Here is a 14,110-nt window from a genome sequence, read left to right on the forward strand (position 1 = left end):
CGGGGGAGGGTGCTGCATGGGAGTGCGGCATATGAGGTGAACGGAACGATTCCACCTGAGGTAAGCGGAACCCTTAGGGCCAGTCACCCACAGTCCCCTCACCCCGGCCCTCTCCCCAAAGGGGCGAGGGGGAAAAGCGTGCCCGGTTTTGCACGTRAGGTGAACGGAACCGTTCCACCAGGGGTAAGCGGAACCCTTCGGGCCAGTCACCCACCGCCCCCTCACCCCGACCCTCTCCCCAAAGGGSCGAGGGGGAAAAGCGTGCCCGGTTTTGCACGTGAGGTGAACGGAACCGTTCCACCAGGGGTAAGCGGAACCCTTCGGGCCAGTCACCCACCGCCCCCTCACCCCGACCCTCTCCCCAAAGGGGCGAGGGGGAAAGRCGTGCCCGGTTTTGCATGCGAGGTGAACGGAACGATTCCACCGAAGGTAAGCGGAACCCTTAGGGCCAGTCATCCACCGCCCCCTCACCCCGACCCTCTTCCCAAAGGGGCGAGGAGGAAAAGCGTGCCCGGTTTAGCACATGAGGTGAACGGAACCGTTCCACCAGGGGTAAGCGGAACCGCTCTTTTAAAAGCTGAAACCGTTCCCCAGCCCACTCCTCCCCTCACCCGGCCCTCTTCTCAAAGAGGCGAGGGAGAAAAGCGCGCCCGGTTTTACATGTGAGGTAAACGGAACGCTGCGGTCTGGTCTTTCCCCCCTCTCCCTGAGGGAGAGGGTCGGGGTGAGGGTCAGGGAAATTTCTGCTATGCTCCCCCCGCTATTAAGGGGGCTGCATGCTTAACATCGTCTTATTCGAACCAGAAATTCCACCCAATACCGGCAATATCATTCGCTTATGCGCGAATACCGGTTTTCGTTTGCACATTATCGAACCGATGGGTTTTACGTGGGACGATAAGCGCCTGCGTCGTGCCGGCCTCGATTATCATGAATTCACCGCCGTGAAGCGCCATCATGATTACGCGACTTTTGCTGAGTCTGAAAAGCCAGAGCGGCTGTTTGCTCTTACCACCAAAGGCACGCCCGCGCACAGCGCCGTGAGCTATCAGGACGGGGATTTTCTCATGTTTGGCCCGGAAACCCGTGGACTGCCCGCCACTATCCTGGACGCGCTACCGCCGGAGCAGAAGATTCGTATTCCGATGATGCCGGACAGCCGCAGTATGAACCTCTCTAACGCGGTGTCGGTGGTGGTATATGAAGCCTGGCGCCAGTTGGGATACCCTGGCGCGGTACTCAGAAGCTAACCGTTACTATCGGGCCTTATCGGCGCAGCCAGGTTAAACACGGACTGCGCGCAGGCCCGAAACGGCAAGTGCGATAGCCCGAACTCAGATCCCGTCGCCGTATTCGAACCCGTGATTGATGCCATTGAAATGCTGATCCATATCCATCGCGGGTTTGTCTGACTCTGGCTTACCAACGATGCGGGCCGGTACGCCTGCAGCGGTAGTGTGCGGCGGCACGGGTTGCAATACCACGGAGCCTGCGCCAATTTTTGCACCACGCCCGACTTCGATATTGCCGAGGATTTTTGCCCCTGCGCCAATCATTACGCCTTCACGTATTTTCGGGTGACGGTCGCCGCTGGTTTTACCGGTACCGCCGAGCGTGACGGATTGCAGAATCGATACGTCATCTTCAATCACCGCTGTTTCACCCACCACGATACCCGTTGCGTGGTCGAGCATGATGCCGCGGCCAATTTTCGCCGCCGGATGGATATCCACCTGAAAGGTTACCGATACCTGATTTTGCAGGAAAATTGCCAGTGCGCGACGGCCTTCGTTCCATAGCCAGTGGCCGATACGGTAGGACTGAAGCGCATGGAAGCCTTTAAGGTAGAGCAGCGGTGTGGAGTATTTGTCCACTGCCGGGTCACGGGTGCGCACGGCCTGAATATCGCAGGCGGCGGAGGCTATCATCTCCGGGTCTGCCGCATAGGCTTCCTCCACCACTTCACGAATAGCGATGGCAGGCATAATCGGTGACGACAGCTTATTCGCCAGCATATAGCTCAGCGCGCTGCCCAGATTTTCATGCTTGAGTAAGGTTGCGTGGTAAAAACTGGCCAGCATTGGCTCACAGTCCGCCAGCGCCCGGGCTTCGGCTTTAATATTGTTCCAGACCAGATCCAGTTCTTCACACGGCATTGCTTACTCCAGACGTAATAAATTCAGCCAGTTTTACTGACTGCGGACTAAACACAATATCATTCATGCTGCGTCGCGGCGGGTAACCCCAGGCGCTTACATCAGTAAGTGACCGGGGTGACAGCCGAAGCCAATAAAGAGACAGCGTGAAGGATAACGTGGAGGCTAATGACTGCTGCGCTCGTCTTTACGCGCGCGACCTAATAGCGTTAATGCTGCCTCGCGCGCATTTTTTCCGCAATACAATACCTGATAAATTTCCTCAGTTATTGGCATTTCGACGCCAAACCGGTGCGCCAGCGCGCGCACTTCTTTGGTATTGCGGTAGCCTTCAACCACCTGACCAATCTGGTCCTGAGCGGTCTGTACATCGGAGCCCTGGCCCAACGCCATACCGAAACGACGGTTACGCGACTGGTTGTCGGTGCAGGTCAGCACTAAATCGCCCAGCCCCGCCATACCCATAAAGGTGGCAGGATCGGCACCCAGGGCTTCACCGAGGCGAGACATTTCCGTCAGCCCACGGGTGATAAGCGCGGTACGGGCGTTAGCACCAAAGCCGATGCCGTCTGACATTCCCGCACCAATGGCAATCACGTTTTTAACCGCGCCGCCAAGCTGTACGCCGATAAAATCCGGGTTGCTGTACACACGAAAGCTTTTGCCACAATGCAGAAGCTGCTGGAGATCGTCTGCAAAAACCGGGTCAGTAGAGGCAAGGGAAATTGCCGTGGGTAACCCGGCGGCCAGCTCTTTAGCGAAGGTTGGCCCGGAAATCACCGCCAGCGGGATAGCATCACCCAGTACATCGCGCGCGACATCCTGAAGCAGGCGACCCGTTTCCGCTTCCAGTCCTTTCGTGGCCCACACAATACGCGCGTCACTGCGCATCAACGGCTTAATTTGTTGCAGCACGACGCCAAATACATGGCTGGGTACCACTACTAAAATATTGCGGCTGGCGGCGAGAGCGGAAGCGAGATCGCTTTCCAGCGCAAGCGTGTCGGGAAAAGGCACATCAGGCAGGAAGGCGACATTGCAGCGATCGTGCTGCAAAGTCGCGATGTGTTTCGGGTCATGGCCCCACAGAATAACCGGGTGGCCATTTCTTGCCAGGGTAATGGCAAGAGCGGTGCCGTAAGAGCCGGCACCGATAACAGTCATTTCAGCATTGCGTGCGTTCATCAGGCATCCTGATGTTGTTCGGCACCTTCGCCAGCCTGCTGCTGCAGATAGTTCATAAACAGCGCATCAAAGTTGACCGGCGCAAGGTTCAGTTGCGGGAACGTACCGCGAGAGACCAGGCTGGTAATGCACTCGCGCGCGTACGGGAACAGAATGTTCGGGCAGTACGCACCCAGGCAGTGAGCCATCTGATTACCATCGATGCCTTCGATGGAGAAGATGCCGCCCTGCTGAACTTCACACAGGAACGCGTTTTCTTCACCCAGTGCAGCGGTAACGGTCACACGCAGTACCACTTCATAAACGCCTTCAGCCAACTGCGTGGACGCGGTGTCCAGGTCCAGTTTTACTTCCGGCTGCCAGTCTTTCTGAAACACGTGTGGTGCATTCGGTGCTTCGAAAGAGATATCTTTAGTGTAGATGCGTTGAATCTGGAAAGTCATTTCCGTGTTGTTTTGTTCAGACATTCTAAAAACCCTTGAGTGTTGTCCTTAAATACGCTTTTTTCAGGCTGCCACCGATTAACGCCCGGCACAACCTGCCTTTTTGCGTATGCATTAACGCAAGAGGGGATCAAGCCCACCACGCGCGTCCAGCGCATACAAATCATCACAGCCGCCAATGTGCTGCGCATCGATGAAAATCTGGGGTACCGTCGTACGGCCGCTACGTTTAATCATCTCTTCGCGTTTTACCGCGTCACCATCAATCGGCAATTCCTCGAAGGAGACGCCTTTGCTGCCGAGCAGCGCTTTTGCGCGATGGCAGAACGGGCACGTTGCTTTGGTGTAGATCTCAATATTGGCCATGACTGTTCCTCTGAATGTTACTTACCACGCACCAGCGGGAGGTTCTCACCACTCCAGCCAGCCACGCCTTCTTTCAGCACATACACCTGTTCGAAACCCGCTTTGATCAGGGCATTTGCTGGCTCCTGAGCCTGCATACCGGAACCATCGACGACGATAACCGGTTTGCTTTTGTGTTTCTCAAGCTCACCTACATTATTGGCCTTGATATCGTTTGGCAGCAAATTCACTGAACCGGCGATATGTCCTTTGCGGAAATCGTCACGCTGACGCAGGTCCACAATAACGGCATCTTCTTTGTTAATCAGACGGGTGGCTTCACCGCGGGTGATCACTTTCACTTTTGACGCAAAACCCTTGAACGTGGTGAACAGCACGGCCCCGAGTAACGCAATCCAGGCGAGACAAAGAACGGGGTGGCGACTAACAAACTGCATAATTTCTTGCATGGGGGGTAACAGCTCCCGAATCAGTGATTAAAAACCAGGAAAGGAGTATACCTGCGCGGTGTAGCAAATACAGCCAGCGAGCGTGTCGGATTGCATTTTCTGCGGACTGTTATCAAAAAAAATCCCCAGGACGGCTTAATCCTTGCCCTGCGCTGTCGTTTTCTTTGATCTTCTGCGGCTATTTGATCGATTCAGCTGTAGTAAAATTACGCAAATTTTTTTGTCTTTGAGCATGAGGTCCCGCAATGTCGTTTTCTAAAAAACCTATGGTACTGGTGATTCTGGATGGCTATGGCTACCGCGAAGACCAGCAGGATAATGCTATTTTCAGTGCTAAAACCCCGGTCATGGATGCGCTCTGGGCCACTCGCCCGCATACGCTGATTGATGCTTCCGGTCTGGAAGTCGGTCTGCCGGACCGTCAGATGGGTAACTCTGAAGTGGGCCACGTAAACCTGGGTGCAGGCCGCATTGTCTATCAGGATCTGACCCGTTTGGATGTTGAAATTAAAGAACGTACTTTCTTCAGCAATCCGGTACTCAGCGGAGCGGTAGATAAGGCTGTGGCTGCGGGCAAAGCCGTGCACATTATGGGTCTGCTCTCTGCAGGTGGCGTACATAGCCATGAAGACCACATTATGGCGATGGTTGAGCTGGCCGCCGAACGCGGCGCGGAAAATATCTACCTGCATGCCTTCCTCGACGGTCGTGATACCCCGCCTCGTAGCGCTGAATCTTCATTAAAACGCTTTGAAGATAAGTTCGCTGAACTCGGTAAAGGCCGCGTGGCTTCTGTTATTGGCCGTTACTACGCAATGGATCGTGACAACCGTTGGGATCGTGTAGAGCAAGCCTATGATTTGCTGACGCTGGCAAAAGGCGAATTCACTACCGCCACCGCCGTGGAAGGTCTGCAAAACGCCTATGCCCGTGACGAAAACGATGAATTTGTAAAAGCCACCGTGATTCGTGCCGAAGGTCAGGCCGATGCCGCAATGAAAGATGGCGACACTCTGATTTTCATGAACTTCCGTGCTGACCGTGCGCGTGAAATTACCCGTGCGTTTGTCAACGCAGACTTCGACGGCTTTGCCCGTAAAAAAGTGGTTAAACTGGGCGAGTTCGTGATGCTCAGCGAATATGCCGCTGATATTAAAGCCGCCTGCGCTTATCCGCCCTCTTCCCTTGCCAACACGTTCGGCGAATGGATGGCGAAAAATGACAAAACGCAGCTGCGTATTTCCGAAACGGAAAAATATGCGCATGTGACTTTCTTCTTCAACGGCGGTGTGGAAGCCTCTTTCCCTGGTGAAGACCGCATTCTGATCAACTCACCGAAAGTGGCGACCTATGATCTGCAACCGGAAATGAGCTCTGCCGAACTGACTGAGAAACTGGTTGGCGCAATCACCGGTGGTAAATATGACACCATCATCTGTAACTACCCGAACGGCGATATGGTGGGCCATACCGGCGTAATGGATGCGGCAATCAAAGCAGTTGAAGCCCTGGATCACTGCGTTGAGCAGGTGGCGAAAGCCGTTGAATCGGTTGGCGGCCAGCTGCTTATCACCGCTGACCACGGTAACGCCGAGCAGATGCGCGACCCGGCGACGGGTCAGGCGCATACGGCTCATACCAACCTGCCGGTCCCGCTGATTTACGTTGGTGGTCAGTCGGTAAAAGCGATAGAAGGCGGCAAACTGTCCGACATCGCCCCGACCATGCTGACCCTGATGGGCATGGAAATCCCGCAAGAGATGACTGGTAAGCCGCTGTTCATCGTGGAATAATCGCTCCCCATGAGGGGAAAGGCGATTTATTCAATCACATGGGGTGCAGTTCGGCCTCTGATTTACGCCAGCGCATTAAGCGCTGGCGTATTGTTGTGCGCTCTTCCTGCCCACGCGGATGACCGCGATCAGTTAAAATCCATTCAGGCAGATATTGCTGCCAAAGAGCGCGCCGTGCGCCAGCAGCAGCAGCAACGTACGGCGCTGCTCGCGCAGCTCAAACAGCAGGAAGTGGCTATTTCTGCGGCCGCCCGTGAACTACGAGAAACCGAAAACTCCCTCGCTCAGCTTAATAAGCAAATTGATGCCATGAATGCCTCCATCGCGAAGCTGGAGAAGCAGAAAGCCGCGCAGGAGCGTAATCTTGCCGCTCAGCTGGATGCCGCTTTTCGTCAGGGTGAGCATACCGGCATTCAGTTGATTCTGAGCGGGGAAGAGAGCCAGCGCGGGCAGCGTTTACAGGCCTATTTCGGCTATCTGAACCAGTCGCGGCAGGAGACCATCGGGCAACTGAAACAGACCCGCGAAGAGGTCGCCACGCAGAAAGCCGAGCTGGAAGAGAAACAGACGCAACAGCAAACGCTGCTGTATGAGCAGAAAGCCCAACAGGCAAAGCTTGAACAGGCGCGTAACGAACGTAAGAAAACCCTTTCTGGCCTTGAATCCTCTATTCAGGCAGGTCAACAGCAGTTGGGTGAGCTTCGTGCTAACGAATCTCGTCTGCGTGACCGTCTCGCCCGTGCAGAAGCGGCGGCCAAAGCCCGCGCTGACCGGGAAGCCCGTGAAGCGCAGGCCGTGCGCCAAAAACAGCAGGATGCTTCGCGGAAAGGCTCCACCTACAGACCGACAGAAAATGAACGTTCACTGATGTCCCGCACCGGCGGGCTTGGCTCGCCATCCGGCCAGGCCTTCTGGCCAGTGCGTGGTCCACTTCTCCACCGATATGGCGAACAGCTGCAAGGTGAGCTACGTTGGAAGGGGATTGTTATCGGTGCGTCTGAAGGCAGCGAAGTCAAAGCCGTTGCTGATGGACGCGTGATCCTTGCCGACTGGCTACAAGGTTATGGTCTTGTGGTGGTCGTTGAGCACGGGAAAGGGGACATGAGCCTCTACGGTTACAACCAGAGTGCGCTGGTCAGCGTTGGCACTCAGGTTCGTGCCGGTCAACCGATAGCCCTCGTCGGGAGCAGTGGTGGTCAGGGCCGACCTTCACTCTATTTCGAAATTCGCCGCCAGGGTCAGGCGGTCAATCCACAACCGTGGTTGGGAAGATAAGTTTTGCTTCAATTTCGTCGTATTTTTGTTGTTTCTGCCACTCTGCTGGCTTTTTCCGTATCGGCATTTGCCGGAAAACTCGCTATCGTAATCGATGATTTTGGCTACCGTCCGCAGACGGAAAATCAGGTGATTGCGATGCCTGCCGCTCTCTCTGTCGCAGTGTTACCCAATGCGCCTCACGCCCGCGAGATGGCCACTAAAGCGCACAATGCAGGGCATGAAGTACTGATTCATCTGCCTATGGCGCCGCTCAGTAAACAACCCCTGGAAAAAGATACTCTGCGCCCGGAGATGAGCAGCGCGGAAATTGAACGCATTATCAGCGAGGCAGTGAGCAGCGTGCCCTATGCCACTGGCCTGAATAACCACATGGGTAGCGCCATGACCTCCAGCCTGTTTGGCATGCAAAAAGTAATGCAGGCGCTGGAGCGTTACGATCTCTATTTCCTTGACAGCATGACCATTGGTAACAGTCAGGCCATGCGCGCTGCGCGCGGCACCGGCGTCAAAGTCATCAAACGCAGAGTCTTTCTTGACGATACGCAAAACGAAGGGGACATCCGGCGTCAGTTTACCCGCGCCGTGGAGCTGGCACGCCGCAATGGTTCAGCAATTGCGATTGGTCACCCTCACCCCTCGACGGTGCGCGTCCTTTCGCAGATGATCTCTAACCTGCCGGCGGATATCACGCTGGTGCGGGCAGGCAGTCTGCTGAACGAGCCCCAGGTCGACAACTCAACGCCGAATCAGGCGCAACCGCCGCAGCCCTCAGCCCCACGTAACCCGTTCCGGGGGGTGAATGTCTGTCCGACTAAACGCGCCCCGGAGCCGGTCTATGCAGGCCATTTCTTTGCGGTCGTAAAAGAGAGCATCGGTGAAAGTACGCTGATGAAATATTTTACCAATCAGTGGCAGGGATGGGGTCACTCCCGCCGCTAAAGCGCGCGGGAGTTTTTCTCTTCTTTAATCACAACCGTTTTTTCTTCCTGGTGTAAATACCAGGCTTTGAAATACTTCATGAAACTGTAAAAGGTCGCGTATAACCCGGTGACCACGCCCACCTTACCGCTGCGCCATGCGCCGCTAAATAAATACCATTTAAAAAACGCACCAATCGCGCTAATAATTCCACGGCTGATGGACGGTTTAACATTTTGATATTTGACTAACCTGGACGTGTAATTATTCAGCTTACTGAACACTTCGTGCAGGGAATAAAAGGTATCGTGCCTTACGCGGCCTGGTATTTTCGCTGACTGCAAAAAGCCTTCGACTTTGTCATCAACCGGGCGATGATTAAAGTGGGCATGCTGCCGGTTAAATAAACGCACCGGAAAATCCGGTGAAGATACAGGATATATCGTCCGTATTTCTTCACCCAGCACATACCAGTAACGCGGCAGGCGCCAGGCCTGTCCGGGAGAAGGTTCTTCGCCCGCCTTGAGCTGGAGAATGAAATTCAGCGTCTGTTCATCGAGGATTTCGTCACTATCCATGCAGAGTACCCAGTCATGGGCCGCCAGGCTGATAGCGTGATTCATTTGCGCGCCGTGCATGGAATAAGGATGATGGTGCACGGTAAGACCATATTCATGGCAAATATCCAGCGTAGCGTCCGTACTGCCGGAATCGAGCACAACGAAATCATCCGCTATCACTAATAGTGGCGGAAGCACCTCACGTAATAAACGAGCCGAATTGCAGGTAAGCAGGCACACCGAAAGCTTGAACATAATTATCCGTAATTAAAAGTTAAACCAATCGTCAACAGACTCTATGTTTAATCCATTTAAAATGTTACGGAAAATGTGCTTATCCTGCTGCTCAGGATTAAAAATGTGAAGCAGATAGTAAAAAGGCGCCCGCAGGCGCCTTTATTTTTAGTCCCAGCTAAGGATGACCTTCCCGGACTGGCCTGAACGCATGGCGTCGAAACCTTTCTGGAAATCATCAATTCCGAAGCGGTGAGTAATGATGGGTGACAAATCCAGCCCTGACTGAATAAGCGCTGCCATCTTGTACCAGGTTTCAAACATTTCGCGCCCGTAAATGCCTTTAATAAAGAGACCCTTGAAGATGACTTTATTCCAGTCGATGGACATCTCCGACGGCGGGATACCCAGCAGTGCGATGCGGCCGCCGTGATTCATGGTATCCAGCATGCTGCGAAACGCAGGTGGCGCACCTGACATCTCCAGTCCAACATCAAAACCTTCAGTCATGCCAAGCTCTGCCATCACGTCCGTAAGGTTCTCTTCCGCTACGTTTACCGCACGGGTGACGCCCATTTTACGCGCCAGTTCAAGCCGGTATTCATTTACATCAGTAATGACCACATGACGCGCACCGACATGTTTCGCCACTGCCGCAGCCATGATACCAATCGGCCCCGCGCCCGATACCAGCACATCTTCACCCACCAGGTCGAACGAGAGCGCCGTATGCACCGCGTTGCCAAAGGGATCAAAGATAGAGGCTAACTCGTCAGAGATATTGTCAGGGATCTTAAAGGCGTTAAACGCAGGAATAACCAGGTATTCTGCAAAGCAGCCCGGGCGGTTGACGCCAACCCCAACGGTATTACGGCATAAATGGGTACGCCCGGCACGGCAGTTACGGCAGTGCCCGCAGGTGATGTGGCCTTCGCCGGAAACACGGTCTCCGAGCTGGAAACCTTTTACTTCCTGACCAATGCCCACCACTTCGCCAACGTATTCGTGCCCGACCACCATCGGGACCGGAATGGTTTTTTGCGACCATTCATCCCAGTTGTAGATGTGTACATCGGTGCCACAAATAGCCGTTTTACGAATTTTAATCAGCAGGTCGTTGTGCCCGACTTCCGGTGCCGGAACGTCGTTCATCCAGATGCCTTCTTCCGCTTTGAGTTTGGATAGCGCTTTCATCTTACGTCCTCAGGCAATCACGCCCAGTTGTTTACCGATGCGGATAAACGCCGCCACCGCACGTTCAATTTGTTCCGGCGTATGCGCCGCCGACATTTGGGTACGAATACGCGCCTGACCCTTTGGCACGACCGGGAAGAAGAAGCCCGTCACGTAAATGCCCTCTTTTTGCAGCTCGCGGGCAAAGTTCTGCGCGACCACGGCATCGCCCAGCATCACCGGAATGATGGCATGATCGGCACCCGCCAGCGTGAAGCCTGCAGCGCTCATTTTTTCACGGAAAAGTCGCGCGTTGGCCCACAGGCGGTCACGCAATTCAGCCCCGGATTCCACCATTTCCAGCACCCTGATGGAGGCGGCAACAATGGCTGGTGCCAGAGAGTTGGAGAACAGATACGGACGCGAACGCTGACGCAACCACTCCACAACCTCTTTACGGGCCGCAGTGTAACCCCCCGATGCGCCGCCGAGTGCTTTACCCAGCGTACCGGTGATGATGTCTACACGTCCCATGACCTCGCAGTACTCATGAGAACCACGCCCATTTTCACCCACAAAGCCGACCGCGTGAGAATCGTCGACCATCACCAGCGCATCGTACTTGTCCGCGAGATCGCAGACGCCTTTCAGGTTGGCAATCACGCCGTCCATCGAGAAGACGCCATCAGTAGCGATCAGCACATGGCGTGCGCCGACTTCACGGGCTTCTTTCAGGCGAGCTTCCAGCTCCTGCATGTCATTGTTGGCGTAACGGAAGCGCTTTGCTTTACACAGACGCACGCCGTCGATGATCGAAGCATGATTCAGGGCATCGGAGATAATGGCATCTTCTGCCCCCAGCAGGGTTTCAAACAGCCCGCCGTTCGCATCAAAACAGGAGGAGTAGAGGATCGCATCTTCCATGCCGAGGAAATCCGCAAGCTTTTTCTCAAGCTGCTTATGGCTGTCCTGAGTGCCGCAAATAAAGCGCACCGAAGCCATACCAAAGCCGTGGCTGTCCATCCCCGCTTTTGCCGCTGCGATAAGCTCAGGATGATTTGCCAGCCCGAGATAGTTGTTAGCGCAGAAGTTAATGACGTGGCTTCCATTCGCCACGGTTATATCAGCCTGCTGGGCCGAGGTAATAATGCGTTCTTCTTTAAACAACCCTTCCGCACGTGCGGTCTCCAGGTCGCTCGTTAACTGCTTATAAAAATCCCCACGCATCGCAATTCTCCAGACAGCGCAAATTTCGGAACATATTACCCAAAGCTATACGTTGATACGAGATGACGCATCATCTCATGAAGATTTTGCAGCATAAATCACGTGTAACGAGAGGGTCGGGCGGCGAATGGCTGTAGGGTCTGCAATGAAATGGTATGATTAAAGACATTCGTGTCTGAGATAGTCTCAGAGCTCCACAATTCAAAGGTTACAGTTATGATCATCGTTACCGGCGGCGCGGGCTTTATCGGCAGCAACATCGTTAAAGCTCTGAATGACAAAGGCATCACCGACATCCTGGTGGTAGACAACCTGAAAGATGGCACCAAGTTCGTCAATCTGGTGGATCTGAATATCGCTGACTATATGGATAAAGAAGATTTTCTTATCCAGGTGATGGCGGGCGAAGAGTTCGGCGATATCGAGGCAGTTTTCCATGAGGGTGCTTGTTCCTCTACCACCGAGTGGGACGGCAAGTACATGATGGATAACAACTATCAGTACTCTAAAGAAGTGCTTCATTATTGCCTTGAGCGTGAAATTCCGTTCCTCTACGCCTCGTCTGCGGCCACCTACGGTGGCCGCACCAGCGACTTTATTGAATCACGTGAATATGAAAAACCGCTGAACGTCTACGGCTACTCCAAGTTCCTGTTTGATGAATATGTGCGTCAGATCCTGCCGGAGGCAAACTCTCCGGTTGTCGGTTTCCGTTACTTCAACGTCTATGGCCCGCGTGAAGGTCACAAAGGCAGCATGGCGAGCGTGGCTTTCCACCTCAATACCCAGCTCAATAACGACGAGAGTCCGAAACTGTTCGAAGGCAGCGACAACTTCAAGCGTGACTTCGTCTATGTGGGTGACGTTGCAGCCGTAAACCTGTGGTTCTGGGAAAACGGCGTATCCGGTATTTTCAACCTCGGCACCGGCCGTGCGGAATCTTTCCAGGCCGTGGCAGACGCAGCGCTGGCGTTCCACCAGAAAGGCAGCCTCGAATACATCCCGTTCCCGGACAAGCTGAAAGGTCGCTACCAGGCGTTCACCCAGGCGGACCTGACAAACCTGCGTGCAGCAGGCTACGACAAGCCGTTCAAAACCGTTGCCGAAGGCGTGGCCGAGTACATGGCCTGGCTGAACCGCGATAATGGCACCCATTCATAAAATCATTTAAGCGGTATCAAGGCGGCAACAGAGTGAGTCCCCGGGCGCACAGAATATGCGGTGTGACTGGGGTGAACAAAGGCCGCCAACGCAGAGACAGCTTGAAGGATGAAATGAATGAAAATATTGGTGGTTGGCCCGTCATGGGTGGGCGACATGATGATGTCGCAGAGTCTCTATCGCACGCTCAGGGCGCGCTTTCCCCAGGCTTCAATAGACGTGATGGCGCCCGCGTGGTGCCGTCCGCTGTTGTCGCGCATGCCGGAAGTGAATGAAGCTATCCCGATGCCGCTAGGCCACGGGGCGCTGGAAATTGGCGAACGCCGCAAGCTGGGCCACAGCCTGCGCCATAAGGGCTATGACCGTTCTTACGTGCTGCCCAACTCCTTTAAATCAGCCCTGGTGCCCTTTTTTGCAAAGGTTCCGCATCGCACCGGCTGGCGGGGCGAAATGCGCTACGGTTTGCTCAACGATATCCGCGTACTGGACAAGCAGGCCTGGCCGTTAATGGTGGAACGCTATGTGGCCTTAGCGTATGACAAGGGAGTGATGGCCTCAGCCAGCGATTTGCCCCAGCCGCTGCTCTGGCCGCAGTTACAGGTCAATGACGGCGAGAAATTGCAAACCTGCGCTGCGTTTTCGCTCTCATCAGAACGTCAGATTATAGGGTTTTGCCCAGGCGCGGAATTTGGCCCGGCCAAGCGCTGGCCGCACTACCATTACGCGGAACTGGCAAAACAGCTTATTGATGAAGGCTTTCAGGTGGTGCTGTTCGGCTCCGCTAAAGACCACGAGGCGGGTAATCAAATCCTCGCCTCCCTCAGCGTTGAACAGCAGGCGTGGTGCCGCAATCTGGCCGGTGAAACCCAGCTTGAGCAGGCGGTAATTCTTATCGCCTCGTGCAAGGCCGTGGTCAGCAATGACTCAGGGTTAATGCATGTGGCTGCCGCCCTTAATCGCCCGCTGGTCGCCCTCTATGGGCCGAGCAGTCCGGACTTTACCCCCCCGCTCTCCCATAAAGCACGGGTGATTCGTCTGATTACGGGCTACCACAAAGTCCGTAAAGGCGATGCGGCAGAAGGTTATCACCAGAGCCTGATCGACATTACGCCGGAGCGGGTACTGAACGAACTGAACGACCTGCTGTTGAACGAAGAAGGGTAACGC

Annotated in this window: 14 protein-coding genes; 6 read left to right on the forward strand and 8 right to left on the reverse strand. The window is 54.6% G+C overall.

What is annotated here, in order from left to right; translation table 11 throughout:
- Positions 1 to 776 precede the first annotated feature (776 nt).
- Positions 777 to 1,250 (forward strand): tRNA (uridine(34)/cytosine(34)/5-carboxymethylaminomethyluridine(34)-2'-O)-methyltransferase TrmL, encoded by a 474-nt coding sequence (gene trmL, locus KXR87_RS16270; RefSeq protein WP_437433258.1) that lies wholly within the window; start codon positions 777 to 779, stop codon positions 1,248 to 1,250.
- A gap of 84 nt (positions 1,251 to 1,334) precedes the next feature.
- Here the strand turns inward: trmL and cysE are convergent, their stop codons facing one another.
- The 5 genes from cysE to KXR87_RS16295 form a co-directional block, all read right to left on the reverse strand.
- Positions 1,335 to 2,156, reverse strand: a complete 822-nt coding sequence (gene cysE / locus KXR87_RS16275) for a serine O-acetyltransferase (protein ID WP_437433259.1) — start codon at positions 2,154 to 2,156, stop codon at positions 1,335 to 1,337.
- A 165-nt stretch (positions 2,157 to 2,321) separates the two neighbouring features.
- The gene (gpsA, locus tag KXR87_RS16280) at positions 2,322 to 3,341 is read right to left on the reverse strand and encodes an NAD(P)H-dependent glycerol-3-phosphate dehydrogenase (RefSeq protein ID WP_437433260.1); all 1,020 of its coding nucleotides are present in this window, start codon (positions 3,339 to 3,341) and stop codon (positions 2,322 to 2,324) included.
- Positions 3,341 to 3,808, reverse strand: a complete 468-nt coding sequence (gene secB / locus KXR87_RS16285; protein WP_437433261.1) for a protein-export chaperone SecB — start codon at positions 3,806 to 3,808, stop codon at positions 3,341 to 3,343. The genes gpsA and secB overlap by 1 nt, the downstream gene beginning before the upstream one ends.
- 90 nt (positions 3,809 to 3,898) lie before the next feature.
- On the reverse strand, positions 3,899 to 4,150 hold the full coding sequence (grxC, locus tag KXR87_RS16290) for a glutaredoxin 3 (RefSeq protein ID WP_437433262.1): 252 nt from the start codon (positions 4,148 to 4,150) through the stop codon (positions 3,899 to 3,901).
- Positions 4,151 to 4,167: 17 nt separating this feature from the next.
- On the reverse strand, positions 4,168 to 4,599 hold the full coding sequence (locus tag KXR87_RS16295; protein ID WP_437433263.1) for a rhodanese-like domain-containing protein: 432 nt from the start codon (positions 4,597 to 4,599) through the stop codon (positions 4,168 to 4,170).
- A gap of 245 nt (positions 4,600 to 4,844) precedes the next feature.
- Here KXR87_RS16295 and gpmM point away from each other — a divergent pair, with 245 nt between their 5' ends.
- The 3 genes from gpmM to KXR87_RS16310 are packed head-to-tail and all read left to right on the forward strand — an operon-like array spanning position 4,845 to position 8,609.
- Positions 4,845 to 6,392 carry a 2,3-bisphosphoglycerate-independent phosphoglycerate mutase gene (gene gpmM, locus KXR87_RS16300; RefSeq protein ID WP_437433264.1) on the forward strand — a complete coding sequence of 516 codons (1,548 nt, stop codon included), beginning with the start codon at positions 4,845 to 4,847 and terminating at the stop codon, positions 6,390 to 6,392.
- 9 nt (positions 6,393 to 6,401) lie between these two features.
- Positions 6,402 to 7,667, forward strand: a complete 1,266-nt coding sequence (gene envC / locus KXR87_RS16305; RefSeq protein ID WP_437433265.1) for a murein hydrolase activator EnvC — start codon at positions 6,402 to 6,404, stop codon at positions 7,665 to 7,667.
- A gap of 3 nt (positions 7,668 to 7,670) precedes the next feature.
- Complete coding sequence (locus KXR87_RS16310) at positions 7,671 to 8,609, forward strand: divergent polysaccharide deacetylase family protein (protein ID WP_437433266.1); 939 nt, start codon at positions 7,671 to 7,673, stop codon at positions 8,607 to 8,609.
- Here KXR87_RS16310 and KXR87_RS16315 read toward each other — a convergent pair.
- The 3 genes from KXR87_RS16315 to kbl form a co-directional block, all read right to left on the reverse strand.
- Positions 8,606 to 9,403, reverse strand: a complete 798-nt coding sequence (locus tag KXR87_RS16315; protein ID WP_437433267.1) for a glycosyltransferase family 2 protein — start codon at positions 9,401 to 9,403, stop codon at positions 8,606 to 8,608. The genes KXR87_RS16310 and KXR87_RS16315 overlap by 4 nt on opposite strands.
- A gap of 147 nt (positions 9,404 to 9,550) precedes the next feature.
- Positions 9,551 to 10,576: an L-threonine 3-dehydrogenase gene (gene tdh / locus KXR87_RS16320; protein ID WP_437433268.1), complete on the reverse strand. Its 1,026-nt coding sequence runs from the start codon at positions 10,574 to 10,576 to the stop codon at positions 9,551 to 9,553.
- A 9-nt stretch (positions 10,577 to 10,585) separates the two neighbouring features.
- Positions 10,586 to 11,782 carry a glycine C-acetyltransferase gene (gene kbl, locus KXR87_RS16325; RefSeq protein WP_437433269.1) on the reverse strand — a complete coding sequence of 399 codons (1,197 nt, stop codon included), beginning with the start codon at positions 11,780 to 11,782 and terminating at the stop codon, positions 10,586 to 10,588.
- A gap of 216 nt (positions 11,783 to 11,998) precedes the next feature.
- On the opposite strand from kbl, the gene rfaD reads away from it, so the two are divergent.
- The gene (rfaD, locus tag KXR87_RS16330) at positions 11,999 to 12,943 is read left to right on the forward strand and encodes an ADP-glyceromanno-heptose 6-epimerase (RefSeq protein WP_437433270.1); all 945 of its coding nucleotides are present in this window, start codon (positions 11,999 to 12,001) and stop codon (positions 12,941 to 12,943) included.
- A 117-nt stretch (positions 12,944 to 13,060) separates the two neighbouring features.
- On the forward strand, positions 13,061 to 14,107 hold the full coding sequence (gene rfaF, locus KXR87_RS16335; protein WP_437433271.1) for an ADP-heptose--LPS heptosyltransferase RfaF: 1,047 nt from the start codon (positions 13,061 to 13,063) through the stop codon (positions 14,105 to 14,107).
- Positions 14,108 to 14,110 lie beyond the last annotated feature (3 nt).

The sequence above is a fragment of the Yokenella regensburgei genome, assembly GCF_051486985.1.
Classification (GTDB): domain Bacteria; phylum Pseudomonadota; class Gammaproteobacteria; order Enterobacterales; family Enterobacteriaceae; genus CBFFRJ01.

Bases quoted from the DNA above. Each gene is read 5' to 3' on its own strand.
- trmL (WP_437433258.1), top strand. From the start codon at position 777: ATGCTTAACATCGTCTTATTCGAACCAGAAATTCCACCCAATACCGGC.
- cysE (WP_437433259.1), bottom strand. From the start codon at position 2,156: ATGCCGTGTGAAGAACTGGATCTGGTCTGGAACAATATTAAAGCCGAA.
- gpsA (WP_437433260.1), bottom strand. From the start codon at position 3,341: ATGAACGCACGCAATGCTGAAATGACTGTTATCGGTGCCGGCTCTTAC.
- secB (WP_437433261.1), bottom strand. From the start codon at position 3,808: ATGTCTGAACAAAACAACACGGAAATGACTTTCCAGATTCAACGCATC.
- grxC (WP_437433262.1), bottom strand. From the start codon at position 4,150: ATGGCCAATATTGAGATCTACACCAAAGCAACGTGCCCGTTCTGCCAT.
- KXR87_RS16295 (WP_437433263.1), bottom strand. From the start codon at position 4,599: ATGCAAGAAATTATGCAGTTTGTTAGTCGCCACCCCGTTCTTTGTCTC.
- gpmM (WP_437433264.1), top strand. From the start codon at position 4,845: ATGTCGTTTTCTAAAAAACCTATGGTACTGGTGATTCTGGATGGCTAT.
- envC (WP_437433265.1), top strand. From the start codon at position 6,402: ATGAGGGGAAAGGCGATTTATTCAATCACATGGGGTGCAGTTCGGCCT.
- KXR87_RS16315 (WP_437433267.1), bottom strand. From the start codon at position 9,403: ATGTTCAAGCTTTCGGTGTGCCTGCTTACCTGCAATTCGGCTCGTTTA.
- tdh (WP_437433268.1), bottom strand. From the start codon at position 10,576: ATGAAAGCGCTATCCAAACTCAAAGCGGAAGAAGGCATCTGGATGAAC.
- kbl (WP_437433269.1), bottom strand. From the start codon at position 11,782: ATGCGTGGGGATTTTTATAAGCAGTTAACGAGCGACCTGGAGACCGCA.
- rfaD (WP_437433270.1), top strand. From the start codon at position 11,999: ATGATCATCGTTACCGGCGGCGCGGGCTTTATCGGCAGCAACATCGTT.
- rfaF (WP_437433271.1), top strand. From the start codon at position 13,061: ATGAAAATATTGGTGGTTGGCCCGTCATGGGTGGGCGACATGATGATG.